Source organism: Kitasatospora sp. NPDC097691 (genome assembly GCF_040302665.1).
Classification (GTDB): Bacteria; Actinomycetota; Actinomycetes; order Streptomycetales; family Streptomycetaceae; genus Kitasatospora.
On sequence record NZ_JBEORY010000051.1, the window covers coordinates 42,407 to 66,823 of the forward strand.

The following is a 24,417-nucleotide window of genomic DNA, read 5'->3' on the forward strand; positions in this document are numbered from 1 at the left end:
TAATGGTCAAGATGGTCAAGCTGGTCAAGAAAGCGCCAGGTCACGGCGGTTGCGGGGAACCGGGGGGCGGTTCGTGATCACACTGAGGTTCGGGGTCGCGGACCTCGCGAAGACCCGGTTCGTCATCTCGCCGCTCGACCACCTGATGGCCGGCACGGCCCGGCTGGGCGTGCACCAGTGCGTCGGGCTGCGCAGCGAGCGCTGGTGGCGCGAGGTCCGCCGCCATGTGCCGCACCGGGCCGGACGCTTCCTCGACCTCGTCAACGCGAGCGCGATCGGCGTCCCCAGCTTCATGGCGGCGGACCTCGACGCCGTCCGGCGGCAACTGACCGACGAGCTCGACGCGATCCTCGCCGTCCCGCAGCAGACCGTCGACGAGGACCTCGCGATGTTCGGCAGCGAGACCGAACTCCCAGCCGTTCTGGCCCGGTTGCGCGACGACGGCACCCGGGGAATGCGCGAGGTCAGCGACGGCGCGTGGGCGCTGTTCCGCTCCTGCCTGGCCGCGGACTGGCCCGAGATCCGCCGCGCCCTGGAGGCCGACATCGCCGCCCGCGCCCGCACCGCCGCCCGCTCCGGCATCGGCGCGGTGCTCGGCTCGCTGCACCCGAACGCGGTCTGGCGGGACGAGGGCGTGCTGGAGTGCACCATCGCCGACCTGGAGGGCACCTTCGACCTGGACGGCCGGGGCCTGGAGCTGCGGCCCAACTACTTCCTCCAGCACGGCATCGGCCTGCTCGCCGGACAGGACCGCCAGAGCCTGCTGCTCCACCCGGTCGGCTCCCCGGCCGTCGAGTCCCCGTCCCGGCCGCCGGCCGCCGACGGCCTCGCCGCCGTCCTCGGGCCCGCCCGGGCCCGCGTGCTGCGCGCCATCGCCGGCAGCCCCTGCTCCACCACCGAACTCGCCCACCAGCTCGGCGTCACCCCGCCCTCCGCCTCCGCCCACGCCACCGCCCTGCGCGGAGCCGGCCTGATCGTCACCCGGCGCGAGGGCAAACAGGTCCGCCACACCCTCACCGAGGTCGGCCACGACCTCCTGCTCGACAACCCGGCACCCCCGGCGCCCGCCGCGTGAACCGCGCAGGTCGCGGCCGGGCAGGGCCGAGGGGCTGACGGCCCTGGGGGGTGTCCGGTCAACCGAAATGTCCGACTGTCCGCCCGGGTGCACGAACGATGTGGAAACGGGCCGTGAATGTTCCTCCACAGGGGTGCCGTTTCGGCCGACCCGTCGAGCCCCTGGTCGGAGAGTGCGCGGCGGTGGACGGTGGCCCGCGTTCGTGGAGCCGCCCGGCGGGTCCGGCGGCGCATCGGCCCTGCGTACGGGCCATGAGAGCCGTGGTTCGCCCCGTGGTTCCCCGGCCGTCGCGGACGGCCGGCCCGGCCGACGGAGACCCCGTCGGGGCCACGTGACCGGTACCGGTCGGCGCTCGGACACCCCTGCCGCCCGCCGCCGGGGCGGGCATCATGGGCCGCGACGGGACGTCGCGGAACGGGCGGAACAGGAGTCGACCGATGAGAAGGCCGATGGTGGAGTTCGGCTGCGCGAAGTGTTACGGCGGGGACGCGCAGGCGGTGTGGCGCGGGCAGCGGGAGGGCTTCGAGCACGAGACCGACGTGGTGGACGGCTCGCGCTTCGCCGTGGACGTCCGGCGCTGCCGGGGCTGCTCGCAGCAGTTCGTCTGGATCTTCACCGAGTCCGTCGACTGGATGGGTGGCGACGACTCCCGGCACGTGACGGTCATGCCGCTGACCGCCGCCGAGGCCACCGGCCTGGCCACGGGCACGCTGCGCCCCCTCGACCTGGGCGCGCTCGGCCGCGACCGCCGCCACCTGAACCACGACTGGCCCACCGGCGGGCCGGCCAGCCTCCACTGGAACTCCGGGCCGTTCCGGGTCGCGGGAGCCGGCTGAGGCCCGTCGAGGCCTGTCCAGGCCCGTCGAAGCTCGTGGATGCTCGTTGAAGCCAGGGCCCGGCCTGCGGCGATAATGATCTCTCTGAGGACGACCCACGGGGCCAGGGGGATGGAATGAGCGAAGCGACCACCGAGTTCGGCTGCGCGCAGTGCTACGCCGAGGACGCGCGGGAGGCGTGGGACCGTCAGGGCGACGGGTTCGAGCGCGAGGCGAGGGTGGTGAAGGACTCGCACTTCTCGGTCAGCGTCCGGCGCTGCCTCGCCTGCTCGCAGCGGTTCGTCTGGATCTTCACCGAGTTCGTCGACTGGCGCGGCGGCGACGACGCCCAGTACGACACGATCATGCCGCTCACCGACGCCGAGGCCGCCGACCTGGTCGCCGGCACGCTGCGCCCGCTCGACCTGGGCGCGCTCGGCCGCGACCGTCGCCACCTGAACCACGACTGGCCCAGCGGCGGGTCGGCCCGGCTGGGCTGGAAGTCGGGACCGTTCATGGTGAGCGAAGGCGGCTGAGGCACCGGCGACGATCCCGCTCCCTCGGGCCGGCAGCGCCGCCCTGGCGAGAAGCTCCCTGCGAGGTCGGTGCGGCGACTGAGGCCACGTGAGCGCTGACGACCTACGACCTCTTCGGTCTGGACGACCGCGACGGACACTTCCGGTGGTGCGCGGAACTGCCGCGCCGCGACGCGGTGTTCAGCGGTTGACACGGGCGTCCGCCACCACCTCTCCGCGCTGCACCAAGGCCTGAACCCGCACGGGAAGTCGGCCACGCCGACTTCCCGTGCGTGTGAGTCGTCGGCTGCTTGTCCGACGTGGCGTCGTTCTCCGGCGGCGGGTCTACACTCCCACGGTGGATGAGATCCGGCTCGGTCTCGGTCGGCGCGCCCTGCTGCGCAACAGGTGGACGATCGTCGGCCTGAGCGTGCTCTGGGGTGGGGTGGCCGCCGCGATCTGGTGGCTTCCGGGAACCGGGACCGGCGGCCGGCCCGATCCGGATCGCGGAGTGGCCGAGATCGTGATCGCGGCGCTGTGGTTGCTGCTGATGATGTCCATGGTCGATCAGGCCGTCGGCACCACGCGCCTGACCCCCGATCACGTACACCTGCGGGGCCTCCTGACGAGGCGGTCGGTCCCGTGGGCGGAGATCGCCCGCTTCGAGGAGCGCCGACGGTACACCCCGCGCGGCGGCTCGTACCGGGAGGTCCGCCTGCACCGGGTGAAGGGCCGCCCGCTCAAGCTGCCCGGCCTCCTCACCAGTGGCAGGCGCGACCGCGAGTTCATCCTGAACCTCGCCAGGCTGAACGGCTACGGGGCATCGGTCCAGGCCGCCGTGTGCGGCCCCCGGCCTCGGCGGAGGCCCGGATCGGGCCCGGGAGCGCTTCGATCAGGTCGGCGACACCGTCGGTGAGTTCATCCGCTCGTCGGATCTCCCCGAGGGCGCGCAGAGCGGCGGTCGTCGCCGCCATCGCCCCGTTCGTCCTCCGGTTCGTCATCCGGGGGCTCAGCCGAGGACGGTGACCAGTGCGCTGCCCTGGTGGGGCGAGCGGCGCGGGGGTGAGGCGTTGATCGGCTGTCTACCGGCCGCTGCGAGGGTGCGGACGCTTGGTCACACGCGAGTAAGGAGCGTCCTCAGTGGTTCGGAAGGTTGTTGTCCGCGCGGTGGTTGCCGGTGCGGCGGTGCTGGTGTCGGTGCTGGGCGCCGTCGTCGGGGGTACGGGAGATCCCGGACGGCACGGCTCGCCGCCGGGGGCCTGCGGCGGTTCGGCCGACGTGCGGTGCCTGGCGAGCAAGGTGGCGTGGAACGGGACCGGTCTCGTGATCGTCAATCCGCGCGGGGTGTGAGGGCCCGGTCGGCGGTGGCCAGCGCGGTCACCAGTGGCTTCGCGTCGGCGGACTCCGGAGCGCTCAGCCGGCTGAGCAGCAGGTGGGCCTCCGCCTCGTGATGCCGGGCGGCCGGGTGGTCGCCACGGGCGGTCAGGGCGTTGGCCAACACCAGGTGGGCGAGGGCGCGTTCGCGCTGTCGCCCACCTTCCGTCGCCAGGGCCAGGGCGCGCTCCGCCTCGACGACGGCCTCGTGGACCCGGCCGAGCAGGCGCAGGATGTCGGCCAGGCGGCTGCGCGCGGCCGACTCGCGGTCCAGGTCGCGGGCGGGGAGCGCGCGGTCGATGCACAGACGCATCTGCGCGGCGGCGTCGTCGAGCCGGCCCAGGACCTGGTGGGCGAGGCCGAGGACGTAGTGCACGTAAGCGGTCATCGCGGGGTCCGTTGCTCCGGTGACGGCGCTCGGTTCGGGGAGCAACAGACGGCAGGTCTCCGCCGCCGTGGCCGCCTGACCGCTGCGGATCCGGGACAGGGCCGCGTTCGCCGTACTCGCCACCTCGCCCGAACGGTGGCCCAACCGCCGGGCGAGCAGCGCCGCCTCGTCGAAGGCGGCGATCGCCTCCCCGTGCCGGCCCTCCGCCTGGGCGATCAGGCCCAGGTCGTTGAGGGCCTGCCGCAGGACGGCGCGGTCACCCGCCTCCTGGCAGGCCTCGGCGGCCCGGCGGGCCTCGGCGCCCGCTTCGTCCAGCCGGGCCCGGGCCAGCAGGATCGTGCCCAGGAGGAAACGGGAACGGCCCTCGGCCGCGCGGTCGCGGCCTTCGACGGCGGCGGCGACGAGGATGCGGGCCGCTTCCTCCGCCCGGCCGCCGAACGCGCCGAGGCCCAGCGGGCTGAGCGCGATCAGGAGGTCGATGGCGGAGCGCAGCCCGGCCGGTTCGTCCGTCGCGACGGCCGCCGCGAGTGCGACCGCGCCCGGTGTCTCGGCGCGCGCCCAGCGGCGGGCGTCGGCCAGGTCGGCGAAGGGCGGCCGGGCGGCCGACGGCGCGGTCGGCTCGCCGAAGACGTCGGCCACCGGGTCGCCGGGGACGGCGAGGGCGAAAGCCGTGCGGGCCCGCCCGAGGAGGAGAGTCAGCAGTCGGTGGTGAGCAGAGCTGCGTTCGGCTTCGTCGAGGCGCAGGGAGGTCCGGCGGGCGAAGGCGCGCACCAGATCGTGGAAGCGGTAGCGACCGGCGCCTAGCGACTCCAACAGGGCCTGGTCCACCAGGGATTCGGCCAGCCGCTCCGCCTCGTCCTCCGGCAGGTCGAGGACGGCGGCCGCCGACTCCAGGCCGATGTCCGGCTCCACCCAGGAGAGCATCCGGAACGTCGTCGCCAGGGGCGGGGGGAGCAGACGGTAACTGACGTCGAAGACCTGCTCGATGGCAAGGTCGCGGGTACGGAGTGCGGCGATGCCCTCGCGGTCGTCGGCCAGCCGGCGCAGGAGATCGGTGATCGGCTGGTCCGGGGCGGCGGCCAGTCTGGCGGCGGCGATCCGCACGGCGAGGGGAAGCCGGCCGCACGCCTCGACCAGCAGCTCGGCCGCGGCGCCCTGGACACACCGGCGGGCCGAGCCGATGACGGAGTCGAGCAGGCCGACCGCCTCCTGCGAACTGAACACGTCCAGCGGGAGGTTCAGGACCGACGGCACGCTGTAGAGCACCGTGCGGCTGGTGACGAGTACCGCGCAGTCGGGGGAACCGGGGAGGAGGGGCTGGATCTGGGCGTCATCGCGGGCGTTGTCGAGGAGGATGAGCAGCCGCTTGCCGGCGCTGGCCGTCCGGAACAGGGCGGACCTGCCCGCGAGGTCCTTGGGCACGACCGACGGCCGGACGCCCAGGGTGGTCAGGAAGTCGGCCAGGATGTCGGACGCGCTGGCCGGCACCAGGTCGGCGCCTCGCAGGTCCGCGTAGAGGCGGCCGTCGGGGAAGTCGGGGCGGAGGCCGTGGGCGGCGCGGACAGCGAGGGCCGTCTTTCCGACGCCCGCCATGCCGGTGACGGTCACCAGGCGCAGGCCGGGGCCCGGGTGGTCGGTCAGGGCACGGTGGATGTCGGTGACGTGGTGCTGCCGACCGGTGAAGTGCGGGAGGGCTGGGGGGAGCTGGTCGGGGGCGGTCAGTTCGTCGCGCAGGGCGGCGAGTTCGGGGCCCGGTTCGATTCCCAGATGCTCGACGAGTCGGGAATGGAGGGAGTCGTAGACGGCGCGGGCCGCCGGGGTACGGCCCTGGCGGTGCAACGCGCGGATGAGGAGGCCCTGCAGCCGCTCACGGAACGGGTGGTCGGCGGCCAGCGCCTCCAACTCCGGGAGGAAATCAGAGAACTCGGAGGGGTCGGCGGCGAGGGTGACGTCGAGCGCGAGGCGCTCCTCCAGGAGGGTGAGGCGGAACTCCGAGAGCCGTTCCCGCTCGCGATCGATGAGGCGGCCGGACAGGTCGGCGAGCGGTTCGCCCTGCCAGAGCGCGAGGGCTTCGGCGAGGTGGGCGCGGGCGCGTCGGGGTTGGTCGGCGGAGCACCTGGCAGCCAGCTCGTGGAGATGTTTGGCCCGCCACAGGTCGATGAGGTCCGCGTCGATCGCCAGCCGGTACCCGCGCGCCTGGGAGAGCAGGACGGTGGGGGTGTCGCGGGTAGGCTCCAGCAGTTTTCGCAGCTGGGAGACGTACGAGCGCAAGGCCACGACGGGGGAACCGGGCGGCTGGTCGCCCCATAGGTCGTCGATCAGCTCGTCGACGGTGACGACCGAGTCGGGCCGGAGCAGGAGGGCGGCCAGGACGGACCGCTGCCGAGGCGCGCCCAGTTCGAGGACAGTGCCGGCACGGTGCACCCGCAGCGGGCCGAGTAACGCGAAGCTGAGCGGATTCCGATCACCGGCTAACGGCAAGGTGCTCCCCCTGATGGGCAGATGAGGCGGATCAGACGGTGCCGAAGTCTCCGGCCTTGATGCCGACGATGAACGACTGCCAGGCGTCCGAGCCGAAGGCGAGCTGCGGGCCGTGGGGGTCCTTGCTGTCGCGGACGGGGAGGAGGCCGGGAAGGCCGGGCGCGACCTCGACGCAGTTGCCACCACCGCTGCTGTACGAGGACTTCAGCCAGGAGGTGGGCTGGACCGTCGTGATGGGGAACATGGCGTGGAACTCCTTGAGGCGCGTGCAGACGAGGTGGATCAGACGGTGCCGAAGTCTCCGGCCTTGACGCCGGAGATGAAGGACTGCCAGGCGTCCGAGCCGAAGGCGAGCTGCGGGCCGTGGGGGTCCTTGCTGTCGCGAACGGGGAGGACGCCCGGAAGGCCGGGCGCAACCTCGACGCACTGGCCACCACCGTTGCTGTACGAGGACTTCAGCCAGGAGGTGGGCTTGGCGGCTGCGATGGGGAACATGGCGTGGAACTCCTTGAGACGCGTGCGGATGAGGCTTAGCGAGTCCTCACATGACAGAGCTTGGGCCTGCAACCAATCGTATGTCCTTGCGAGAGAGCGAATCTGCTCTTCGTCGTCGCGCTCGACGTATCCTCGTTGGATGGTTTCGAGGTAGGCCATCCACTTGTCGTCCGGGCTGGTCAGCAGTGTGAACTGCATGGTCGTCGGGACGTGTTCGCCGAGGCTGAACGGCGCGATCTGCAGTGTGACGTGCGGAAGGTCGGCCACGCTCTCCAGCCGACGAAGCTGCTCGGCCATGACGAAAGGGCCGCCAACGGGCCGCAGGCAGCTCTCGTCCATGACGATGTGGATGGAGGGTGACGGTTCGCGGTACAGGATGGACTGCCTGGCCATGCGGACATTCAGGCGTTCGATGGCCCTGTCTTCGGGGATCTCGCCTCTTCGGGCCGCAGCGTTGATGAGTGCCGAGGCATAGCTCCGAGTTTGGAGCAGACCGGGAATGACGTTCAGTTCGTAGATCTTGAGAGCGGTCGCCTTCGTCTCGTGCTCGATGTAGGCGAAGAATCCGCCGATCAGAGTGCTGCTCTTCGTGCTCCAGTACAGGAGTTCAAGCGCTCCGCAGGTGTCGAGCACCTTGTCGGCTCGCCGGAGGAGGTTCAGCGGAGCGGGACGGGCACCGGTCTCGATCAGGGAGATCAGGGAGTCGCTGTAGTTGATGAGTTCTCCGAGTTCGACCTGGGTGAGCCCCCTCGCCTTGCGGAAGCGGCGCAGTTGGACGCCGATGACCTTGTTCGGGGAGGCGGTCGAATCAAGTTCCGGCTCGGGCATGGTGATCACTCGATTCCACAACATGCGCTGTCAAAGAAAAGCTCTTCCGATGCTAGCCACAACTGGCCACTCTAGGTGAGGAGTTAGCAACAGAGAGGAATTAGTCGGTGGATATGACGAACACTCAATCTGGCGAAAGCCTGGTCCTCCGACGGAACTTCCCGCCCTGCCTCTGTGTGCAGTGCGGCGATTCCGTCCCCGAGGCCCGCCTGAACGCCCACTCCGTAGCCCCGGCGGCGCCGCCCGTCCGACGGGTGGCACCGCCCCCCGTCCCCTACCGCCCCTCCTCCGTCGGCGAGCGGGTCTTCGACGTCCGCTCCGGCCGCTGGGCCGCCTTCATGGGCTGGCAGCACGGCCTCGCCTTCCTCCGCCCCCTCGGCGGCGGCATCGAGTGGGACACCGAAGCGCGTTGGATCACGAACACCGAACAGTGAGATGCCCCATGAGCAGCATGATCGACAAGATCACGGCCGAGGACCGTCGTATCGCGGCCGACATTCTCGACGACCTCCAGGCCGTCCTGAGCGCCGCCGCCGTCAAACTCCCCTCCCTCGGCATCGATTGGCGCTCGGCCAAGGCGACCGGGGTCATCCTGATCGACCTCGGGGCCGCCCGGCCGGACGTCATCGAGCGGCTGGTCGTCGTCCTCCGCAGAGGTATGCGGCCGTAGCCGCCGCCGGCGTCATCGCCGGCGGCTCCCTCGCGATCGCCGGGATCGCGGTCCTGCTGATCCCCGAGGGTGTCCCGGCCCCGGCGCGCGGCCTGGTGTTCGTCCTCGTCCTCCTCGCCGCCTCGACGGGCGGGTTCGCGTTCGCCGCCGGGTGGATGAGGACCAAACCCTAGACGAGGGCCCGAACGGGAGGTCTATGCTCTGGCCGAGCAACTGGGGGGATCATGGCGCGGAAAGCGTCCGGCATGCCGCTGTACAACAGAACGACGCTGGTCATCGGGCTCATCGTGTTCGGTGGCTTCATCCTGCTGAGCCTGGTGGCGATGGGCGCGCAGGCCCGCTACCACTTCCGCTACGCCGATGCCGAACGCGTCCAGGCCACGGTGGTGACGGCGGAGTACACCGGCCCGATGGGGCAGCGGCCGGGCAGGATCGTGCTGGCGCTGGCCGACGGCCGGGAGGTCACGCCCGACCACGACCTGGGTGGGGTGCCGGCCGGGCTTGCGCCGGGCGCGGTGCGGACCGTGCTCATCACCCCGGACCGGCCGTCCACGGTGGCGTTCCCGGTGCAGGTGGGGTGGGGGTCCGTGCTGGTCCCGTGGGTGCTGCCGCTGCCGGTCGGTGTGGTCGGTACGGCGGGAATGCTGCTCTACCGCGCCTTCTGGGGCCACGCGCCGGTCGCGAAGTAGGGGATCCGACGCGGCGGCCGGGGCCCTTCTCGGGTACCCGGCCGTGTGCCGGCGGGCGCGGCCGGGGCACACTGGGCTCATGAACTTCGGGGTGGGGATTGGCGAGCGTGGTCAGGACGAGACTGGGGCCCACCGGGCCGTACTGAGGCGCGCGGCCGAGGAGCAAGGGCTCGTCCTGCCCGAGACGGACAGCAAGTGGCGTCATCTCGTGGAGTACGTCGACGAGGAAGGCCTCCGACGCGTGGCGGTGGAGCCGCCCGACAGGCGGCGGCGGACCTACCGGGTGGACCTCAGCTCCCACGGCACCCGTCTGGCCTGGGGGCGGACCTCGGACCCGGCCAAGGTGGCGACGGCGACGGCGGCGTGGACGGGCGGCGCGGGACTCGAAGGGACCCGGGCGCGCGCCTCGTTCGTCCGGTTCAGTCCGTGGGCCCTCGTCCACGAGCGGGAGCCGCTCGGTGCGGTCGAGTTGGCCTGGTGCCTCAAGCTCGACCGCGTCCACATGCCGCCGTACAACCGGCACCCGCGTGTCCACGCGCTGCTGGCGGCGGCGTACGCCCAGCCGGTGCTCCGCCGGCTGAGGCCGGTCAACAGCCACTTCGACCTCTGGTTCTCCACCGGCGTCCAGCGGGACGGCGGCGTCGGGTTCGTCGTCCGCCCGTACGACGAGGGGCTGTACGGGGTGTGGCACCACAGCGAGTTGGTCGCGCGCACCGAGACGCCGGAGGAGGCCGTCGCCCTCGTGGTGGCCGCCCTCCCGGAGGAGCTCGGGCCGGCGAGCTGAGGCGACGCGGCGGGGTCCGTCTGTACGGCCGACTCCGGGAACGTGGGCTTCGGGCAGTGGCTCGAAGCCCACGTCGAACGAGCCGGTCCTCAGCTGTCGCTGAGGGCGTAGGTGCGGAAGGTGGCGAGCAGGGGCAGGACTTCGGTCTTGTTGGGGTCCTCGGTGACGGCCCTCATCGCGTCGATCACGGTGTGGGCGATGATCTTGGTGACGGAGAGGTCGTCCGGGGCGGCGAGGGTGCCCCAGGCCTTGAGCGACTGGGTGAGCAGCGCGCTCATCCGGGCGCCGATGTTGGAGCTGACCGCGTCCGAGATCTCCGCGAGTTCCTCGTCGCTCATGGTCGAGCGCAGGCCGAAGGCCAACGCCATGAGCGTGTCCATCGCGTGCTCGCCGTACGCGGCGACCAGCGCCGGCAGCGGCTGTTCACCGACGCTGCCCGCCGCCAGGGCGGACAGCGCCTCGTCGTCGTCCTTCCACGCCGCCTCCAGGGCGGCCAAGGCCCGCAGGGCCTCGTCTACGGTGAGCCCGTCTGTCATGGAAGGAACGGTATGCAGCCCGTAGCGCCCGTTCCCATGGTTCGGGCGCAGAGATCACACCTTCGAGCGAAGCCGGGCCTATTCGGCGCGATGGGCGTCCGCGAAGTGCTCCGCGTTCCACGTCCCGCCCAGCGGGGGGGCCAGGGAGGCGAGCGCGAGGTCGGCGAAGCCTCCGGCCGTGCCCGCGCGTTCGGGCAGGGCACCGACCAGCGGGGCGCCGGCCGAGCGGGGCAGGTCGGCGAGGTTGCAGCGTTCGGCGAGGCCGGGGTCGGTGGGCCAGGAGCCGACGAGCACGCCCGCGAGCGGGAGTTCGCGGGCTGCCAGGGCCTCCGCCGTGAGGGCGACGATGTTGAGCGTGCCGAGGCCGGCGGAGGCCACCAGCAGCACCTCGGCCGGCAGCCCGGCGTCGCGGACGGCCCGGGCCTGGTCGGCGAGGGTGCGGCCCCGGTCGTCGTAGCGGACGAGCAGGCCGCCCGCACCCTCGACCAGCACCAGGTCGTGCGTGGCGGCGAGGTCGGCGACCTCGGCCACCACCTCGGCGGGGGAGAGGTACGGCATCCCGGCCCGCCGCGCGGCGGTGTCGGGGGCGAGCGGCTCGGGGTAGCGGACGAGCTCACGGTACGTCAGTTCGCCTGCCAGGCGCCGGACTTCGTCCGCGTCGCCCGGCTCGTCCCCGGTCACGCCGGTCTGTCCGGGCTTGAGTACGGCGACCTTCAGCCCGGCCTGCAGCGCCGCCGAGGCGACGGCCGCGGTGGCGACGGTCTTGCCGACGTCCGTGTTGGTGCCGGTCACGAAGAGGACGCGGGCGCCCGTTTCCTGGTCGTGGGTGCTCATCCCGCCACCGCCGCGGCGGTCACGGCGGCAGCGATGCGTGCCACGTCCTCGTCCTCCGTCACATAGGGGGGCATCGTGTAGATCAGGTCCCGGAAGGGGCGCAGCCAGACGCCCTCCCGCGCGGCCGCCTCGGTGGCCGCCCCGACGTCGACCGGGTGGTCCAACTGCACCACGCCGATGGCCCCCTGGACCCGTACGTCGTGCACGCCGGGCACGTCCGCGGCCGCCGCGAGGCCGTCGCGCAGCCCGCCCTCGATGCGCTTGACCTCCAGTGCCCAGTCCTGTCCGAGCAGCAGGTCCAGTGAGGCGTTGGCGGCCGCGCAGGCCAGCGGGTTGCCCATGAAGGTCGGGCCGTGTGCGAGCACCGGCATCTCGCCGCGGCTGATCCCGTCCGCGATCTCGCCGGTGCACAGCGCGGCGGCGAGCGTCAGGTACCCGCCGGTGAGCGCCTTGCCGAGGCACATCACGTCCGGCGAGACGCCCGCGTGGTCGGCGGCGAACAGGGCGCCGCTGCGGCCGAATCCGGTGGCGATCTCGTCGAAGACGAGCAACACCCCGTACCGGTCGCAGAGTTCGCGCAGCATCCGCAGGTACGCGGGGGAGTGGAACTGCATGCCGCCCGCGCCCTGGACCACCGGCTCGACGATGACGGCGGCCAGCTCGTCGGCGTGACGCGCCATCAACTCCTCGAACTGCGCGGCGTATTCGGCGTCGAGCGGGGCGTCGAACCCGGCCGGCGGCTGCGGCGCGAAGAGCTGCCCGGGCAGCACCCCGCCCCACAGGTGGTGCATCCCGCCGTCCGGGTCGCAGACCGACATCGGGTGGAAGGTGTCGCCGTGGTAGCCGCCGCGCCAGGTGAGCAGCCGGCGCTTGCCCGGCCGTCCGACGGACTGCCAGTACTGCAGGCACATCTTCATCGCGACCTCGACCGAGACCGAGCCCGAGTCGGCGAGGAAGACGTGCTGCAGCGGCTCCGGCGTGATCTCGACCAGCCTGGCCGCCAGCCGGACGGCGGGCTCGTGGGTGAGCCCGCCGAACATCACATGGCTCATCCGCCCCAGCTGCTCGCGCACGGCCTCGTCCAGCGCCGGGTGCCGGTAGCCGTGGATCGCCGCCCACCAGGACGACATCCCGTCGACCAGCTCGCGTCGGCCGCCCGCGACGGGCTCGGCCAGGCGCAGCCGTACGCCCGACGCGGACTCGACCACGTACGGGGTGACGGTGCCGGGCATCGGCCCGTACGGGTGCCAGACGTGGGCGCGGTCGAGGGTGAGCAGCGTGTCCGCGGACAGCGGGGGCATGAGGGTTCTCCGAAGGGTCAGGCGTTGGGCGCGAGTTCGGTGCCGGCGCCGCGGCGGCGGACCTTGACGAGGTCGCTGCGGAGTTCGTCGTCCGAACCCTCGGCTGCCGGGGCGTCCGCGGCGTCCGCGGCGGCCTGCGCCGGGGCGTGGGAGTGCCCGCCGCACGGGCCGCAGCCGCCGCCGCTGCCGCAGGCCGAGGCCGCGGTGCCGCAGCCGCCGCCGGCCTGGGCGGCCTCGGCGATGTCGGCGCGGTGGCGCGGCAGGGTGGCCTCGCCGGCGCCCTCGACCTCGAAGCCGGCGTCCTTGATCATGTCGAGGTCGGTCTGGCCGGCCTGACCCTCGCTGGTCAGGTAGTCGCCGAGGAAGATGGAGTTGGCGATGTGCAGGCCGAGCGGCTGCATGGTGCGCAGGTGCACCTCGCGACCGCCGGCGATCCGCACCTCGGTGTCCGGGTTGACGAAGCGGACCATGGCGAGGATGCGCAGGCAGCGCTGCGGGGTGAGGTTCCACTCCTTGGCGAGCGGGGTGCCCTCGAAGGGGATCAGGAAGTTGACCGGGACGGAGTCCGAGCCCAGCTCGCGCAGCGCGAAGACCACGTCGACCAGGTCCTCGTCGCTCTCGCCCATGCCCGCGATCAGGCCGGAGCAGGCGGACAGGCCCGCGCCGTGCGCCTTCTGCACGGTGTCCACGCGGTCGGCGTAGGTGTGGGTGCTGGTGATGGCCCCGTAGGTGCCCTCGGAGGTGTTGAGGTTGTGGTTGTAGGCGTCGGCGCCGGCCGCCTTGAGCCGCTCCGCCTGGTTGTCGGAGAGCAGGCCGAGGCAGACGCAGATCTCGACCTCGGGGTCGGCGTCCTTGATGGCGGCCATGGTGTCGGTGACCCGGTCGATGTCGCGGTCCGTCGGGCCGCGGCCGCTGGCCACCAGGCAGACCCGCTTGGCGCCGCCGGCCACGCCGGCGCGGGCGGCGTCGGCGGCCTGGTCCGGCTTGAGCCAGGTGTACTTGAGGATCTCGGCCTTGGACCCGAGCCGCTGCGAGCAGTACGAGCAGTCCTCCGGGCAGAGCCCGCTCTTGAGGTTCACCAGGTAGTTGAGCTTGACCCGGCGGCCGAACCAGCGGCGGCGCACCTTGCCGGCCGCGGCGACCACGTCGAGCAGCTCGTCGTCGGTGGTGGCGAGGACGGCCAGGGCCTCCTCGCGGGTCGGGACTTCGCCGCGCAGGCCCTTGGCGGTGAGGGTATCGAGCAGATCCATGGGGCGATCCTGCCTGCTGGTGATCGAGCGGCGCCAGAGCAAACCCGCCAGAAGATCGGTGTGAGGATGTGCCGATTGCCACAGTGTCGAAGCTCACGGCTCCGCCGCTGGTCACGAGCTTGACGTGAACCCGGGGTGAAGGTTACCGGTGGGTAGGTGGCGTCGTGGGCCTGGCCTGCGAGCCGCCCCGCGCAGACGATGATCCACAACCCCCGACCCCGTGATCCAGGCCACCCCCGGGGTGCTTAGAATCTGCGCCATGACCACGCAGGGGGAGCGCACCCCGACTCCGGGAGAAGGCCAGGACGGCCGGGCAGGACAGCGGACCGGCGGGGGCGCCGACGAAGGCATCGGGCAGGACGCCGACCGCGGGCGGAGCCGGCGGCTGAGCGGCCGTCGGGCGGCCGGCTGGATCGTCGTGATCGGCGTGGTCGTGACCGGCGGGTGGATCATCACCCGCCCGATGCCCGGCGACTACATACCCGGGCTCGGCCCGTCCACCAAGGACTCCACCAAGACCCCGCCGGTGGTCGGCGCCGCGCCGCCGCGCACCGACTCCGAGACCCTCAGCGTCGACAACTACTTCCCGGCCCAGAAGCCGATCGAGGTCGGCAGCTACAAGGCACGGCGCACCGGGGCCCGGCAGGGCGAGAACTGCGCCGAGGTGCTCCAGGACCGCGCCCAGGACCCGCTGAAGGACAGCGGCTGCCAGTCGTACCTGGCCGTCAGCTTCAGCGGCCAGGACCGCCCGGTGATCAGCAGCGTCACCCTGCTGCGCTTCCCGGACCAGGTGTCCGCCGTCAAGGCCGCCGAAGCCCTGCGGGCCAAGCCCGGATCGGTCGCCTTCATTCTCGCCGACGCCGGCACCGCCCCGGCGCTGCCCGCCGGCGCCAAGACGGGCGGCGAGCCGCGGGTCGAGACGGTCGGGCACTACGTGACGGTCACCAGCTCGCGGACCGGGGACGGCCGCCCGGCCGGCTCCACCCCGAGCAGCACGAGCACTTCGGGCGCGCCGGGCACCCCGGGTACCCCGGGCAGCGCGAGCGGCACGGGCGCGCCCCCCGGCGGCGCCCCGGCGCCGACCGGAACGCCGGCGCCCAGCACCGAGCAGATCCTGGACGAGGCCACCCGCGCGATCTCCTACGCGGCGGGCTCGCCGTTCATGTGGATGTGACGGGCGCCGGAGCGTGAACGCCCAGCGTGTGAACGCCGGAGCGTGAAAGCCGAGAGCGAAAGCCAGAGGGGGCCCGGCAATGCCGGACCCCCTCACGGTGCTTGACGAGTCGTCAGGCCTGGGCCGTCGGCCCGCCGTCGGTGTCAGCCGCCGAGCCGGTCCACCGCGGTCACCCGCAGCACCGCCCGGCCCTCCTCGTCCGAGCCGAACAGGTCCACCTCGGCGCTGATGCCCCAGTCGTGGTCGCCCTCCGGGTCGTCGAAGATCTGCCGGACCCGCCAGGCGGAGTCCTCCTCCTCGATGATGAGCATCTTCGGGCCGCGCGCGTTCGGGCCGGTACCGAGGTCGTCGTACTCCTCCCAGTACCCGTCCATGGCGTCCGCCCAGCGGTCCGCGTCCCAGCCGTACTCGCCGTCCAGCTCGGCGAGCTCCTCGTAGTGCTCCAGCGCGCACAGCTCGACCCGGCGGAACATCTCGTTGCGCACCAGCACCCGGAAGGCGCGCGCGTTGGCCGTGACCGGCGCCGGCTTGTCGTCCAGCCGTACCTCGGCGGCCTGCGGCTCGGTCGGGTTGGCCAGCTGCTCCCACTCGTCCAGCAGGCTGGAGTCGACCTGGCGGACCAGCTCGCCGAGCCAGGCGATGACGTCCTTCAGGTCGTCGGTCTTCACGTCCTCGGGGACGGTCTGCTCCAGCGCCTTGTACGCGCCCGCCAGATAGCGCAGCACGATGCCCTCGGTGCGCGCCAGCTCGTAGTGGCCGACGTAGTCCGAGAAGGTCATCGCCCGCTCGTACAGGTCGCGGACCACCGACTTCGGCTGCAGCTGGTGGTCGCCGATCCACGGGTGCGCCCGGCGGTACACCTCGTAGGCGTGGGTGAGCAGCTCCTCCAGCGGCTTCGGGTACGTGATGTCCTGGAGCCGCTCCATCCGCTCCTCGTACTCGATGCCGTCCCGCTTCATCTCGCCGACGGCCTCGCCGCGCGCCTTGTTCTGCTGCGCGGCGAGGATCTGGCGCGGGTCGTCGAGGGTCGCCTCGACGACGGAGATCACGTCCATCGCGTACGAGGGCGAGGTCGGGTCGAGGAGCTCGAAGGCGGCGAGCGCGAAGGTGGACAGCGGCTGGTTGAGCGCGAAGTTCTCCTGGAGGTCGAGCGTGAGGCGGACGATCCGGCCCTCGGCGTCCGGCTCCGGCAGGCGCTCCACCACACCGCCCTCCAGCAGCGAACGGTAGATCGCGATCGTGGTGCGGATGTGCCGGCGCTGCGCGGCCCGGTCCTCGTGGTTGTCGGTGAGCAGCTTGCGCATCGCCTCGAAGGCGTTGCCCGGGCGGCCGATGACCGACAGCAGCATCGCGTGGCTCACCTTGAACCGGGAGACCAGCGGCTCCGGGTCGGCGCCGATCAGCTTCTCGAAGGTCTCCTCCGTCCAGCCGACGAAGCCCTCCGGCGCCTTCTTGCGCACCACCTTGCGCTTCTTCTTCGGGTCGTCCCCGGCCTTGGCGATCGCCTTGTCGTTCTCGATCACGTGCTCCGGCGCCTGCGCCACGACCTGGCCGACGGTGTCGAAGCCGGCCCGGCCGGCCCGGCCCGCGATCTGGTGGAACTCACGGGCCCGCAGGATGCGCACGCGCTGCCCGTCGTACTTGGACAGGGCGGTGAACAGCACCGTGCGGATCGGCACGTTGACACCGACACCGAGCGTGTCGGTGCCGCAGATCACCTTCAACAGGCCCGCCTGGGCGAGGCGTTCGACCAGCCGGCGGTACTTCGGCAGCATGCCCGCGTGGTGCACGCCGATGCCGTGGCGCACGAACCGGGACAGGTTGCGGCCGAACTTGGTGGTGAAGCGGAAGTTGCCGATCAGGTCGGCGATGGCCTCCTTCTCCGCCTTCGAGCACATGTTGATGCTCATCAGCGACTGCGCCCGGTCCACCGCCTCCTTCTGCGTGAAGTGCACGACGTAGACCGGCGCCTGGCCGGTCTGCAGCAGCTCCTCCAGCGTGTCGTGCATCGTGGTGCGGCGGTACTCGTAGAACAGCGGCACCGGGCGGGTCGCGTTGCGGACCACCGTGGTCGGACGGCCGGTCCGGCGGGTCAGGTCCTCCTCGAAGCGGCGGACGTCACCCAGCGTCGCCGACATCAGCAGGAACTGCGCCTGCGGCAGCTCCAGCAGCGGGATCTGCCAGGCCCAGCCGCGGTCCGGCTCGGCGTAGAAGTGGAACTCGTCCATGACCACCTGGCCGATGTCCGCCCGGGTGCCGTCGCGCAGCGCGATCTGGGCGAGCACCTCGGCGGTGCAGCAGATGATCGGCGCGGTCGGGTTCACGCTCGCGTCGCCGGTCATCATGCCGACCTGCTCGGTGCCGAACATCTTCACCAGGTCGAAGAACTTCTCCGAGACCAGCGCCTTGATCGGCGCGGTGTAGAAGGTCCGCTGCCCCTCCGCCAGCGCCGCGAAGTGCGCCCCGGCCGCCACCAGGCTCTTGCCCGACCCGGTCGGCGTCGCCAGGATCACGTTGTTCCCCGAGACCAGCTCGATCAGCGCCTCCTCCTGCGCCGGGTACAGCGTGATCCCGCGCTCCTCCGCCCAGGCGGCGAACGTCTCGTACAGCGCGTCGGGCGTGGCGGGCTTCGGCATCAGATCAAGGAGGGTCACCCGGCTATCTTGCCTGCTCGCCGCCACCCCCGGCAAAGCCCGCCCGCTCAGGGGGCGGCCCCCCTGTTGTGGCGACCGGACGGCCCGGGGCGCCGATCATGTGCCGAGCGGCACATTGATCCCGCTTTGGACGGCGTGCGACAGTGCCGGGCATGAGTCAGCCCCTCGCGTCCGAACCTCGTTCCTCCGCTCCCGCCCCCGAGGCCGTCTTCGACTGGCTCGACGAGGCCGCCGCGCTGCGGGCCGACGCCGGGCTGACGCGGACGTTGCGCAGCCGGGCCGCGGAGGACCCGGTGCTGGACCTCGCGGGGAACGACTACCTCGGGCTGACCAGGCATCCGGTGGTGACGCAGGCCGCCGCGGAGGCGGCGCTGCGGTGGGGCGGCGGGTCGACGGGCTCGCGGCTGGTGACCGGGACGACCGCGCTGCACACCGAACTGGAGGAGGAGCTGGCCGAGTTCTGCGGGGCCGAGGCGGCGCTGGTGTTCTCCTCCGGGTACACCGCCAACCTGGCCGCGCTCACCGCGCTGACCGACCCGGACACCCTGATCGTGTCCGACGCCTACAACCACGCCTCGCTGATCGACGGCTGCCGGCTCTCCCGCTCCGACGTCCACCGCGCCCCGCACAGCGACCCGGCGGCCGTGGCCGAGGTGCTCGCCGCGCGGACGCGGCGCCGGGCCCTGGTGGTCACCGACTCGGTGTTCTCGGTGGACGGCGACGCCGCCCCGCTGGCCGCGCTGTCCGAGGCCGTCCGCGCACACGGGGCCGCCCTGCTGGTGGACGACGCGCACGGGCTGGGCGTGCTCGGCCCCGGCGGCACCGGTGCGCTCGCCGCCGCCGGGCTCGCCGGACACCCGGACACCGTCGCCACCATGACGCTCTCCAAGTCCCTCGGCTCCCAGGGCGGCGCCGTCCTCGGGCCGCGCCGGGTGATCCGCCACCTCACCGAGACCGCCCGCACCTTCATCTTCGACACCGGCCTCGCCCCGGCCGCCGCCGGCGCCGCCCTCGCCGCCCTGCGCCTGCTGCGCGCCGAACCCGCCCGCGCCGAGCGCGCCCGCGAGGTGGCCCGCACCCTCGCCCGGCAGCTCACCGCCGCCGGCCTGCACGCCTGCGAGCCGGACGCCGCCGTGGTCTCCGTCCGCGCCCCGGGCCCCGAGGCCGCCGTCGCCTGGGCCGCCGACTGCCGCCGCGCCGGCCTCGCCGTCGGCTGCTTCCGCCCCCCGTCCGTCCCCGACGGCATCTCCCGCCTGCGCCTGACCGCCCGCGGCGACCTGACCGACGGGCAGATCGCCGAGGCGGTGCGGATCATCGCCGAGCTGGCCCCTGCGGGCGCCCGGCGCGAATAACCGTTCGGCGGGGCGCGCGCCGGCGGGCAGGATGGCGGCATGCCGGATCTGCTGTGGGATGACGTCGCGTGGCTGCTCGACCCATCGGGCGGGGGAACGCTCCCGGACGTCTACGTCCCCGACACCACGGCGGCGGACTGGCAGGCCGTGCTCGACCTCGTCGTGGAGCAGGGCTGGCCGTACGAGTACGCAGAGGGGAGCACCGTCCGGCCGCTCCCGACAGCCGGGACCGTGCTGGCGCGCCCGGCCGACGCGGAGTGCCCGAGCCTGCGCGTGTGGCCGGTCGCCGAGGTGTGTGCGATCTTCCGGTTCCTCGCGGACGAGCAGATCGACTTCGACGTCTCGCTGTGGGAGCTGCAGGGCCAGGAACGGCTCGACGTGCTGTGCGGCTTCCTGGCCGCGATCGGGCGACGGCTCGGCAAGCCGGTGCCGATGTACTTCGAGGGCGACACCCGGGCGCCGTTCCTCGGGTTCGACGTCGAGGCCGACCGGGTCCTGGTGCTGTGGACGGCGGCGGACGGGTGACCCGGGGGCCCTACGGCTGTCCGGTCACCAGCAGGGCCTCCGCGCCGACCGGGCGGTAGCCCGCGGCCTGGAAGGCGCGGACGCTGGGGGCGTTGCCGGGGGCCTGCTGGGCCCACACGGTGTCGCCCTCGGGGACGAGGTGGCGGGCGGCGGTGGCGAGGGCGCGGCCGAGGCCGCGGCCCTGGGTGTGCGGGTCGACCTCGACGGCGCACTCCCAACGGCCGGCCACGCCGCGGCCGAGGACGAGGACGCCGCCGTCGGCCGTGAACACCCGGACGTCGTCGCGGTAGCGCAGCGCCCGCAGCACCCGGGGGTGCTCGCGGTCCCGGACCTCGGCGAGCGGCAGCGGCGGCTCGCCCGGCAGGCGGTCGGCGGCCGTCAGCAGGTCGATGTTGTTGACGGTGCGCCCGGTGCGCTCGCCGAAGGCGGTGAGGAACGGCGGGCAGAGCGGTGCGGACAGCGGGTCGCCCGGGGCGGCGGCGAGCGCCCGGTGCACCCAGGCCGGGTCCTCGTCGGTGAAGACGACGGTGTGCGCGGCGAAGGCGATCACCCCGGCCTCGCGGGGCGTCGGCTGCGGCAGCACCGTGACCGATCCGTCCGGCGGCGGGAACACCCCGCCCGCCGCGTCCGCCAGGACCTCCGCCAGTGCCCGCACACCCATCTGCCGCGCCCCCAACCCTCGAAGACCGCCAGCCTACGTCGCGACCCCTACTTCTTGCGGGCCCGGCTCGGCTGGACGCGGGTGGGCTCGCCCGCGGCCTTGGGGTGGTCGGGCGGGTAGGGGAGTTCGCCGAGGCCCTCGTCGTGCAGCTGCTTCTCGTAGAGCTCCAGCAGGCCCTCCAGGCGGAACGCCTGGCCTTCCATCTCCGCGTTGAGGTCGCCGAGTTCGGCGAAGCGGGCGGGGACGGTGCGCAGGTCGAAGTCCTCGGGCGAGGCGTCGTCGAGCTCGTCCCAGCGCAGCGGGGCGGAGGCGGTGGCGCGGGGGCGGGCGCGCAGCGAGTAGGCGGAGGCGATGGTGCGGTCGCGGGCCATCTGGTTGTAGTCGACGAAGATCCGTTCGCCGCGCTCCTCCTTCCACCAGGCGGTGGTGACCTGGCCGGGCATCCGCTGCTCCAGGAGCCGGCCGAGGGCGATCACCGCGTGCCGTCCGTCGGTGAAGGTCCACTCGGGCACCAGCGGCACGTACACGTGCAGGCCGCGCCCGCCGGAGGACTTGGGCCAGCCGCGCAGCCCGTGTTCCTCCAGCAGGGCGCGCAGCTCGTGGGCGGCCCGGACGGCGTCGTGGAAGTCGGTGCCGGGCTGCGGGTCGAGGTCGATGCGCAGTTCGTCCACGTGGTCGGTGTCGGAGCGGCGGACCGGCCAGGGGTGGAAGGTGAGGCAGCCCAGGTTGGCGGCCCACAGGACGGCGGCGGGCTCGGTGGGGCAGATCTCGTCGGCGGAGCGGCCGCTGGGGAACTCGATCCGGGCGGTGGGCAGCCAGTCCGGCAGGCCCTTGGGGGCGCGCTTCTGGTAGAAGAACTCGCCGTCGACGCCGTCCGGGAAGCGCTGCAGCGTGGTCGGGCGGTCGCGCAGGCCGCGCAGCACCCCGTCGGCGACGGCGAGGTAGTACTGCGCGACGTCCAGCTTGGTGAAGCCGCGCTCCGGGTAGTAGACCTTGTCCGGGTTCGACAGCCGGACGGTGCGCCCGGCGACTTCCAGTTCCACGGCTGAGCCCATGCCCCTCACGCTAAGCGCCGCACGTCCGGCGCGCGCCCCGAGACCATCGGGGCGAGGATCGGACGCATGGACCTGCCCGTGATGCCGCCGGTGTCGCCGATGCTCGCCAAGTCGGTGGCCGAGATCCCGCCCGGGATGCAGTACGAGGCCAAGTGGGACGGCTTCCGCACCATCGTGTTCCGCGACGGCGCCGAGGTGGAGCTCGGCAGCCGCACCGGCAAGCCGCTGACCAGGTACTTCCCCGACCTGGTCGAAGCCCTTCGGCGCGAGTTGCCGCCGCGCTGCGTGCTGGACGGCGAGGTGGTCATCGCCCGTGACGGCCGGCTGCGCTTCGAGGAACTGCTGGAGCGCATCCACCCCGCCGCGAGCCGGGTGAAGCTGCTCGCCGAACGGACCCCGGCCTCCTTCGTCGCCTTCGACCTGCTCGCCCTCGGGGACGACTCGCTGCTGGACGAGCCGCTGTCGGTGCGCCGCCCGGCCCTGGAGGCGGCGCTCGCCGACGCCGCCGACCCGGTGTTCACCGCCCCCGCCGCCACCGACCGGGACCTCGCGCGGACCTGGTTCGCCGAGTACGAGGGCGCCGGGCTGGACGGGGTGGTCGCCAAGCCGCTGGACCAGCCGTACCGGCCGGGGGAGCGGACCATGTACAAGATCAAGCACGAGCGCACCGCCGACTGCGTGGTGGCCGGCTACCGCGAGCACAAGAGCGGCCCGGTGGTCGGCTCCCTGCTGCTCGGCATCTTCGACGCCGAAGCGAAGCTCCAGCACGTCGGCGTCTGCGCCGCCTTCGCGATGACGCGCCGCCGCGAACTCGCCGAGGAACTGGCCCCGTTGAGGATGGACGACCTCTCCCGGCACCCGTGGGGCGCCTGGGCGGAGGAGGCCGCTCACGCGGAGGGCCGGCTGCCCGGCGCGGTCAGCCGCTGGACCGGCGGCAAGGACCTGTCCTGGATCGCGCTGCGCCCGGAGCGGGTGGTCGAGGTCGCGTACGACCACATGGAGGGCACCCGGTTCCGGCACACCGCGCAGTTCCGCCGCTGGCGGTCGGACCGCACCCCGGAGAGCTGCACCTACGAGCAGTTGGAGGAGCCGGTCTCGTACGACCTCGGCAGGGTGCTGGGGATCTGAGCGCCAAGGACCTGAGCGCCGGGGAGCCGAGCACGGGAGCCGAGCGCCGGGGAGCCGGGGAGGTCCGACGGAACGCCGCAGGTCCGACCCGGTCGGGTCGGACCTGCGGCGCGTCTTCGGTCCCGGGGCGGGAGACGTCAGGAGACGTGCAGCGTCGCGGAGGCACCGGGCTTGGCCGGCGTCGTACCGGAGGGCGACGCGGGGGAGCCGGGGGAGGTGGGGGAGCCCGTGGCCCCGGTGGTCGGGGCGGACGCCGAGGGGGAGCCCGAACCGGGCGGGGTGGGCAGCGTGTAGACGTTGTTCGGCGAGACGATCTGCGTGATCGCCCGCGCGAGGAACGTCGACGGCTCCGAACCGTCGTGCAGGATGTCGGTGTTGAGCAGGATGACCAGGCTGGCCTGCGCGGGCGGCAGGTAGATGACCACGCTCTCGTACCCGGGGAGCGAGCCGTTGTGGCCGACCCACCCGTGCGTGGTGAACACCCCGAAGCCGTAGCCGAGGTCGGGGGTGCCGACGCTCACGGTCTTCAGCCGCTCGGCCTGGGTGGCGGCGCTGATCAGCGGCACGCCGGTGGCCAGCACCTTCGACCAGGTCTGCAGGTTGGGGAGGTTGGAGATCACGGCGCCGGCGGCCCAGGCCCAGGACGGGTTCCAGTCGGTGGAGTCCTCGACGGCGCCGCTGAGCGTCTGGTTGGTGTAGCCGTGGGCGTGCGGGGTCGGGAAGGCCGCGTCGGTCGGCAGACTCGTCCGGTCGAGCCCGGCGGGGGTGAACACCTGCTGCTCCAGGAAGTCCTGGAGCGGCTGCCCGCCGACCTTCTCGACGACCAGGCCGAGCAGGATCAGGTTGGTGTTCGAGTACTCGAACTTGGCGTTCGGTGCGAAGTTCGCCGGGTGCTTGAACGAGTACGCGAGCAGCTCGTCCGGGGCGAACGGGCGGTCCGGGTTGCTGAAGAACGCCTGCTGGAAGTCCGGGTCCAGGGTGTAGTTGTACAGGCCGCTGCGCATGTCGCCGAGCTCGCGGATGGTGATCCCGTCGCCGCCGGGCACGGTCGGGATGTACTTGGAGATCGGGTCGTCCAGGCCCACCTTGCCCTGGTCCACCAGCCGCAGGATGCCCGTGGTCGTGAAGGTCTTGGTGACGCTGCCGATCCGCATGTACAGGTCCGGCGACATCGGCGTGTCGGCGACCTTGTCGGCGGTGCCGAACGAGCGCAGGTAGCTGTCGTCGGGGGTGGTGTAGCCGACGATCACCCCGGGGATGTTGACCTCCTGCATCACCTGCTTGATCGCCGCGTCGAGCTGGGCGGCGACGGCGGGGGTGATCGGAACCACGCCCCCGGACGCGGTCGCGGCGGCCGAACCGGACGCGCCGCCGGTGGCGGTCGCGGACGGGCTGAGCGCGGCCGGTTCGGCGGTGACGGCGGGGCCGCCGGCCTGCCGGGCGGGCGCCGGGCCTCCCGAGCAGGCGGAGACGGCCAGCAGCCCGGTGAGGGCCAGGGCGGCGGTCGCGCGGCCGGCGGTGCGGGGAGCGGCCGGGCGCGGCCGTCGGGTCTTGGTCATAGGTGTCGAGCCGCCTCTCTGGGGCGATTCTCTTGCGTGATTCCGGGGCGATTCTTCGGGCGTCTTCGGGGGGCGGCTCTTCGGGGGGCGGCTCCTCGGGGGCGACGGGGCACGGAGCGCTGCTCCACGGGGCCGCGGGGAAGCCTCGCCACCGTAAGCACCGCCCTCGAACACCCGCGCGTCGGCTGCGGCCGGGCTGGCCCGAACGGACCAAAGCCCACCCGAGTGGCGGGCCCCCTGCCGGAGGCGGTGCGAGCGGCGCTCAAGCGCTGTC

Annotated in this window: 23 protein-coding genes; 12 read left to right on the forward strand and 11 right to left on the reverse strand. The window is 72.8% G+C overall.

All coding sequences use genetic code 11. The annotated features are described in order from the left end of the window. Positions 1 to 73 precede the first annotated feature (73 nt). From ABTY56_RS28585 to ABTY56_RS28600, 4 genes are all read left to right on the forward strand, one after another. On the forward strand, positions 74 to 1,075 hold the full coding sequence (locus tag ABTY56_RS28585) for an ArsR/SmtB family transcription factor (protein WP_350632080.1): 1,002 nt from the start codon (positions 74 to 76) through the stop codon (positions 1,073 to 1,075). Between the two features lie 437 nt (positions 1,076 to 1,512). Further along, the gene (locus tag ABTY56_RS28590; RefSeq protein WP_350632082.1) at positions 1,513 to 1,911 is read left to right on the forward strand and encodes a hypothetical protein; all 399 of its coding nucleotides are present in this window, start codon (positions 1,513 to 1,515) and stop codon (positions 1,909 to 1,911) included. A gap of 116 nt (positions 1,912 to 2,027) precedes the next feature. Beyond that, complete coding sequence (locus ABTY56_RS28595; RefSeq protein WP_350632084.1) at positions 2,028 to 2,426, forward strand: hypothetical protein; 399 nt, start codon at positions 2,028 to 2,030, stop codon at positions 2,424 to 2,426. Positions 2,427 to 2,763: 337 nt separating this feature from the next. Continuing rightward, positions 2,764 to 3,321, forward strand: coding sequence for a PH domain-containing protein (locus tag ABTY56_RS28600; RefSeq protein ID WP_350632085.1), 558 nt, complete (start codon positions 2,764 to 2,766; stop codon positions 3,319 to 3,321). Positions 3,322 to 3,735: 414 nt separating this feature from the next. Here ABTY56_RS28600 and ABTY56_RS28605 read toward each other — a convergent pair whose 3' ends face one another. The 3 genes from ABTY56_RS28605 to ABTY56_RS28615 are packed head-to-tail and all read right to left on the reverse strand — an operon-like array spanning position 3,736 to position 7,971. Continuing rightward, positions 3,736 to 6,648 carry an AfsR/SARP family transcriptional regulator gene (locus ABTY56_RS28605; protein ID WP_350632086.1) on the reverse strand — a complete coding sequence of 971 codons (2,913 nt, stop codon included), beginning with the start codon at positions 6,646 to 6,648 and terminating at the stop codon, positions 3,736 to 3,738. Positions 6,649 to 6,679: 31 nt separating this feature from the next. Continuing rightward, positions 6,680 to 6,892: a DUF397 domain-containing protein gene (locus ABTY56_RS28610; RefSeq protein WP_350632088.1), complete on the reverse strand. Its 213-nt coding sequence runs from the start codon at positions 6,890 to 6,892 to the stop codon at positions 6,680 to 6,682. A 38-nt stretch (positions 6,893 to 6,930) separates the two neighbouring features. Beyond that, complete coding sequence (locus ABTY56_RS28615) at positions 6,931 to 7,971, reverse strand: Scr1 family TA system antitoxin-like transcriptional regulator (RefSeq protein WP_350632112.1); 1,041 nt, start codon at positions 7,969 to 7,971, stop codon at positions 6,931 to 6,933. A gap of 254 nt (positions 7,972 to 8,225) precedes the next feature. On the opposite strand from ABTY56_RS28615, the gene ABTY56_RS28620 reads away from it, so the two are divergent. The 4 genes from ABTY56_RS28620 to ABTY56_RS28635 all read left to right on the forward strand — a co-directional run bounded on the left by ABTY56_RS28620 (position 8,226) and on the right by ABTY56_RS28635 (position 10,114). Next, on the forward strand, positions 8,226 to 8,405 hold the full coding sequence (locus ABTY56_RS28620) for a hypothetical protein (protein ID WP_350632089.1): 180 nt from the start codon (positions 8,226 to 8,228) through the stop codon (positions 8,403 to 8,405). A gap of 8 nt (positions 8,406 to 8,413) precedes the next feature. After that, positions 8,414 to 8,641, forward strand: coding sequence for a hypothetical protein (locus ABTY56_RS28625; RefSeq protein WP_350632090.1), 228 nt, complete (start codon positions 8,414 to 8,416; stop codon positions 8,639 to 8,641). Positions 8,642 to 8,865: 224 nt separating this feature from the next. Further along, entirely contained in the window at positions 8,866 to 9,330 is a 465-nt protein-coding gene (locus ABTY56_RS28630) for a DUF3592 domain-containing protein (RefSeq protein WP_350632092.1), read from the forward strand. A 79-nt stretch (positions 9,331 to 9,409) separates the two neighbouring features. Then, a complete protein-coding gene (locus ABTY56_RS28635) occupies positions 9,410 to 10,114 on the forward strand; it encodes a DUF6193 family natural product biosynthesis protein (RefSeq protein ID WP_350632093.1) in 705 nt (234 codons plus the stop codon). An 89-nt stretch (positions 10,115 to 10,203) separates the two neighbouring features. Here the strand turns inward: ABTY56_RS28635 and ABTY56_RS28640 are convergent, their stop codons facing one another. The 4 genes from ABTY56_RS28640 to bioB all read right to left on the reverse strand — a co-directional run bounded on the left by ABTY56_RS28640 (position 10,204) and on the right by bioB (position 14,035). Next, positions 10,204 to 10,650 carry a hypothetical protein gene (locus ABTY56_RS28640; RefSeq protein ID WP_350632094.1) on the reverse strand — a complete coding sequence of 149 codons (447 nt, stop codon included), beginning with the start codon at positions 10,648 to 10,650 and terminating at the stop codon, positions 10,204 to 10,206. A 78-nt stretch (positions 10,651 to 10,728) separates the two neighbouring features. Then, on the reverse strand, positions 10,729 to 11,484 hold the full coding sequence (bioD, locus tag ABTY56_RS28645) for a dethiobiotin synthase (RefSeq protein WP_350632096.1): 756 nt from the start codon (positions 11,482 to 11,484) through the stop codon (positions 10,729 to 10,731). After that, positions 11,481 to 12,785 (reverse strand): adenosylmethionine--8-amino-7-oxononanoate transaminase, encoded by a 1,305-nt coding sequence (locus ABTY56_RS28650; RefSeq protein WP_350632097.1) that lies wholly within the window; start codon positions 12,783 to 12,785, stop codon positions 11,481 to 11,483. Before ABTY56_RS28650 ends, bioD begins: the two co-directional genes overlap by 4 nt. Positions 12,786 to 12,802: 17 nt before the next feature. Next, positions 12,803 to 14,035 (reverse strand): biotin synthase BioB, encoded by a 1,233-nt coding sequence (bioB, locus tag ABTY56_RS28655; RefSeq protein ID WP_350632098.1) that lies wholly within the window; start codon positions 14,033 to 14,035, stop codon positions 12,803 to 12,805. Between the two features lie 259 nt (positions 14,036 to 14,294). On the opposite strand from bioB, the gene ABTY56_RS28660 reads away from it, so the two are divergent. Further along, positions 14,295 to 15,209, forward strand: a complete 915-nt coding sequence (locus ABTY56_RS28660) for a hypothetical protein (protein ID WP_350632099.1) — start codon at positions 14,295 to 14,297, stop codon at positions 15,207 to 15,209. Between the two features lie 143 nt (positions 15,210 to 15,352). On the opposite strand, the gene ABTY56_RS28665 is transcribed toward ABTY56_RS28660, so the two are convergent. Beyond that, complete coding sequence (locus ABTY56_RS28665; protein ID WP_502893205.1) at positions 15,353 to 17,845, reverse strand: DEAD/DEAH box helicase; 2,493 nt, start codon at positions 17,843 to 17,845, stop codon at positions 15,353 to 15,355. Between the two features lie 170 nt (positions 17,846 to 18,015). On the opposite strand from ABTY56_RS28665, the gene ABTY56_RS28670 reads away from it, so the two are divergent. Further along, complete coding sequence (locus ABTY56_RS28670) at positions 18,016 to 19,215, forward strand: 8-amino-7-oxononanoate synthase (RefSeq protein ID WP_350632102.1); 1,200 nt, start codon at positions 18,016 to 18,018, stop codon at positions 19,213 to 19,215. Positions 19,216 to 19,254: 39 nt separating this feature from the next. After that, positions 19,255 to 19,740, forward strand: coding sequence for a hypothetical protein (locus ABTY56_RS28675; protein ID WP_350632103.1), 486 nt, complete (start codon positions 19,255 to 19,257; stop codon positions 19,738 to 19,740). 10 nt (positions 19,741 to 19,750) lie between these two features. Here ABTY56_RS28675 and ABTY56_RS28680 read toward each other — a convergent pair whose 3' ends face one another. Continuing rightward, positions 19,751 to 20,401, reverse strand: a complete 651-nt coding sequence (locus ABTY56_RS28680) for a GNAT family N-acetyltransferase (protein ID WP_350632105.1) — start codon at positions 20,399 to 20,401, stop codon at positions 19,751 to 19,753. Positions 20,402 to 20,448: 47 nt separating this feature from the next. Continuing rightward, positions 20,449 to 21,456: a non-homologous end-joining DNA ligase gene (gene ligD / locus ABTY56_RS28685; protein ID WP_350632106.1), complete on the reverse strand. Its 1,008-nt coding sequence runs from the start codon at positions 21,454 to 21,456 to the stop codon at positions 20,449 to 20,451. Positions 21,457 to 21,522: 66 nt separating this feature from the next. Between ligD and ABTY56_RS28690 the strand changes: the two genes are divergently transcribed. After that, complete coding sequence (locus ABTY56_RS28690) at positions 21,523 to 22,584, forward strand: ATP-dependent DNA ligase (protein ID WP_350632107.1); 1,062 nt, start codon at positions 21,523 to 21,525, stop codon at positions 22,582 to 22,584. A gap of 137 nt (positions 22,585 to 22,721) precedes the next feature. On the opposite strand, the gene ABTY56_RS28695 is transcribed toward ABTY56_RS28690, so the two are convergent. After that, the gene (locus tag ABTY56_RS28695) at positions 22,722 to 24,143 is read right to left on the reverse strand and encodes a serine hydrolase domain-containing protein (RefSeq protein WP_350632109.1); all 1,422 of its coding nucleotides are present in this window, start codon (positions 24,141 to 24,143) and stop codon (positions 22,722 to 22,724) included. Positions 24,144 to 24,417 lie beyond the last annotated feature (274 nt).

What these genes read in the sequence shown, in the direction of transcription:
- bioD (WP_350632096.1), bottom strand. Translation starts at nt 11,484, where the DNA reads ATGAGCACCCACGACCAGGAAACGGGCGCCCGCGTCCTCTTCGTGACC.
- ABTY56_RS28675 (WP_350632103.1), top strand. Translation starts at nt 19,255, where the DNA reads ATGCCGGATCTGCTGTGGGATGACGTCGCGTGGCTGCTCGACCCATCG.
- ABTY56_RS28650 (WP_350632097.1), bottom strand. Translation starts at nt 12,785, where the DNA reads ATGCCCCCGCTGTCCGCGGACACGCTGCTCACCCTCGACCGCGCCCAC.
- bioB (WP_350632098.1), bottom strand. Translation starts at nt 14,035, where the DNA reads ATGGATCTGCTCGATACCCTCACCGCCAAGGGCCTGCGCGGCGAAGTC.
- ABTY56_RS28695 (WP_350632109.1), bottom strand. Translation starts at nt 24,143, where the DNA reads ATGACCAAGACCCGACGGCCGCGCCCGGCCGCTCCCCGCACCGCCGGC.
- ABTY56_RS28635 (WP_350632093.1), top strand. Translation starts at nt 9,410, where the DNA reads ATGAACTTCGGGGTGGGGATTGGCGAGCGTGGTCAGGACGAGACTGGG.
- ABTY56_RS28690 (WP_350632107.1), top strand. Translation starts at nt 21,523, where the DNA reads ATGGACCTGCCCGTGATGCCGCCGGTGTCGCCGATGCTCGCCAAGTCG.
- ABTY56_RS28615 (WP_350632112.1), bottom strand. Translation starts at nt 7,971, where the DNA reads ATGCCCGAGCCGGAACTTGATTCGACCGCCTCCCCGAACAAGGTCATC.
- ABTY56_RS28610 (WP_350632088.1), bottom strand. Translation starts at nt 6,892, where the DNA reads ATGTTCCCCATCACGACGGTCCAGCCCACCTCCTGGCTGAAGTCCTCG.
- ABTY56_RS28665 (WP_502893205.1), bottom strand. Translation starts at nt 17,845, where the DNA reads ATGCCGAAGCCCGCCACGCCCGACGCGCTGTACGAGACGTTCGCCGCC.
- ABTY56_RS28625 (WP_350632090.1), top strand. Translation starts at nt 8,414, where the DNA reads ATGAGCAGCATGATCGACAAGATCACGGCCGAGGACCGTCGTATCGCG.
- ABTY56_RS28590 (WP_350632082.1), top strand. Translation starts at nt 1,513, where the DNA reads ATGAGAAGGCCGATGGTGGAGTTCGGCTGCGCGAAGTGTTACGGCGGG.
- ABTY56_RS28660 (WP_350632099.1), top strand. Translation starts at nt 14,295, where the DNA reads ATGACCACGCAGGGGGAGCGCACCCCGACTCCGGGAGAAGGCCAGGAC.
- ligD (WP_350632106.1), bottom strand. Translation starts at nt 21,456, where the DNA reads ATGGGCTCAGCCGTGGAACTGGAAGTCGCCGGGCGCACCGTCCGGCTG.
- ABTY56_RS28670 (WP_350632102.1), top strand. Translation starts at nt 18,016, where the DNA reads ATGAGTCAGCCCCTCGCGTCCGAACCTCGTTCCTCCGCTCCCGCCCCC.
- ABTY56_RS28680 (WP_350632105.1), bottom strand. Translation starts at nt 20,401, where the DNA reads ATGGGTGTGCGGGCACTGGCGGAGGTCCTGGCGGACGCGGCGGGCGGG.
- ABTY56_RS28630 (WP_350632092.1), top strand. Translation starts at nt 8,866, where the DNA reads ATGGCGCGGAAAGCGTCCGGCATGCCGCTGTACAACAGAACGACGCTG.
- ABTY56_RS28640 (WP_350632094.1), bottom strand. Translation starts at nt 10,650, where the DNA reads ATGACAGACGGGCTCACCGTAGACGAGGCCCTGCGGGCCTTGGCCGCC.
- ABTY56_RS28595 (WP_350632084.1), top strand. Translation starts at nt 2,028, where the DNA reads ATGAGCGAAGCGACCACCGAGTTCGGCTGCGCGCAGTGCTACGCCGAG.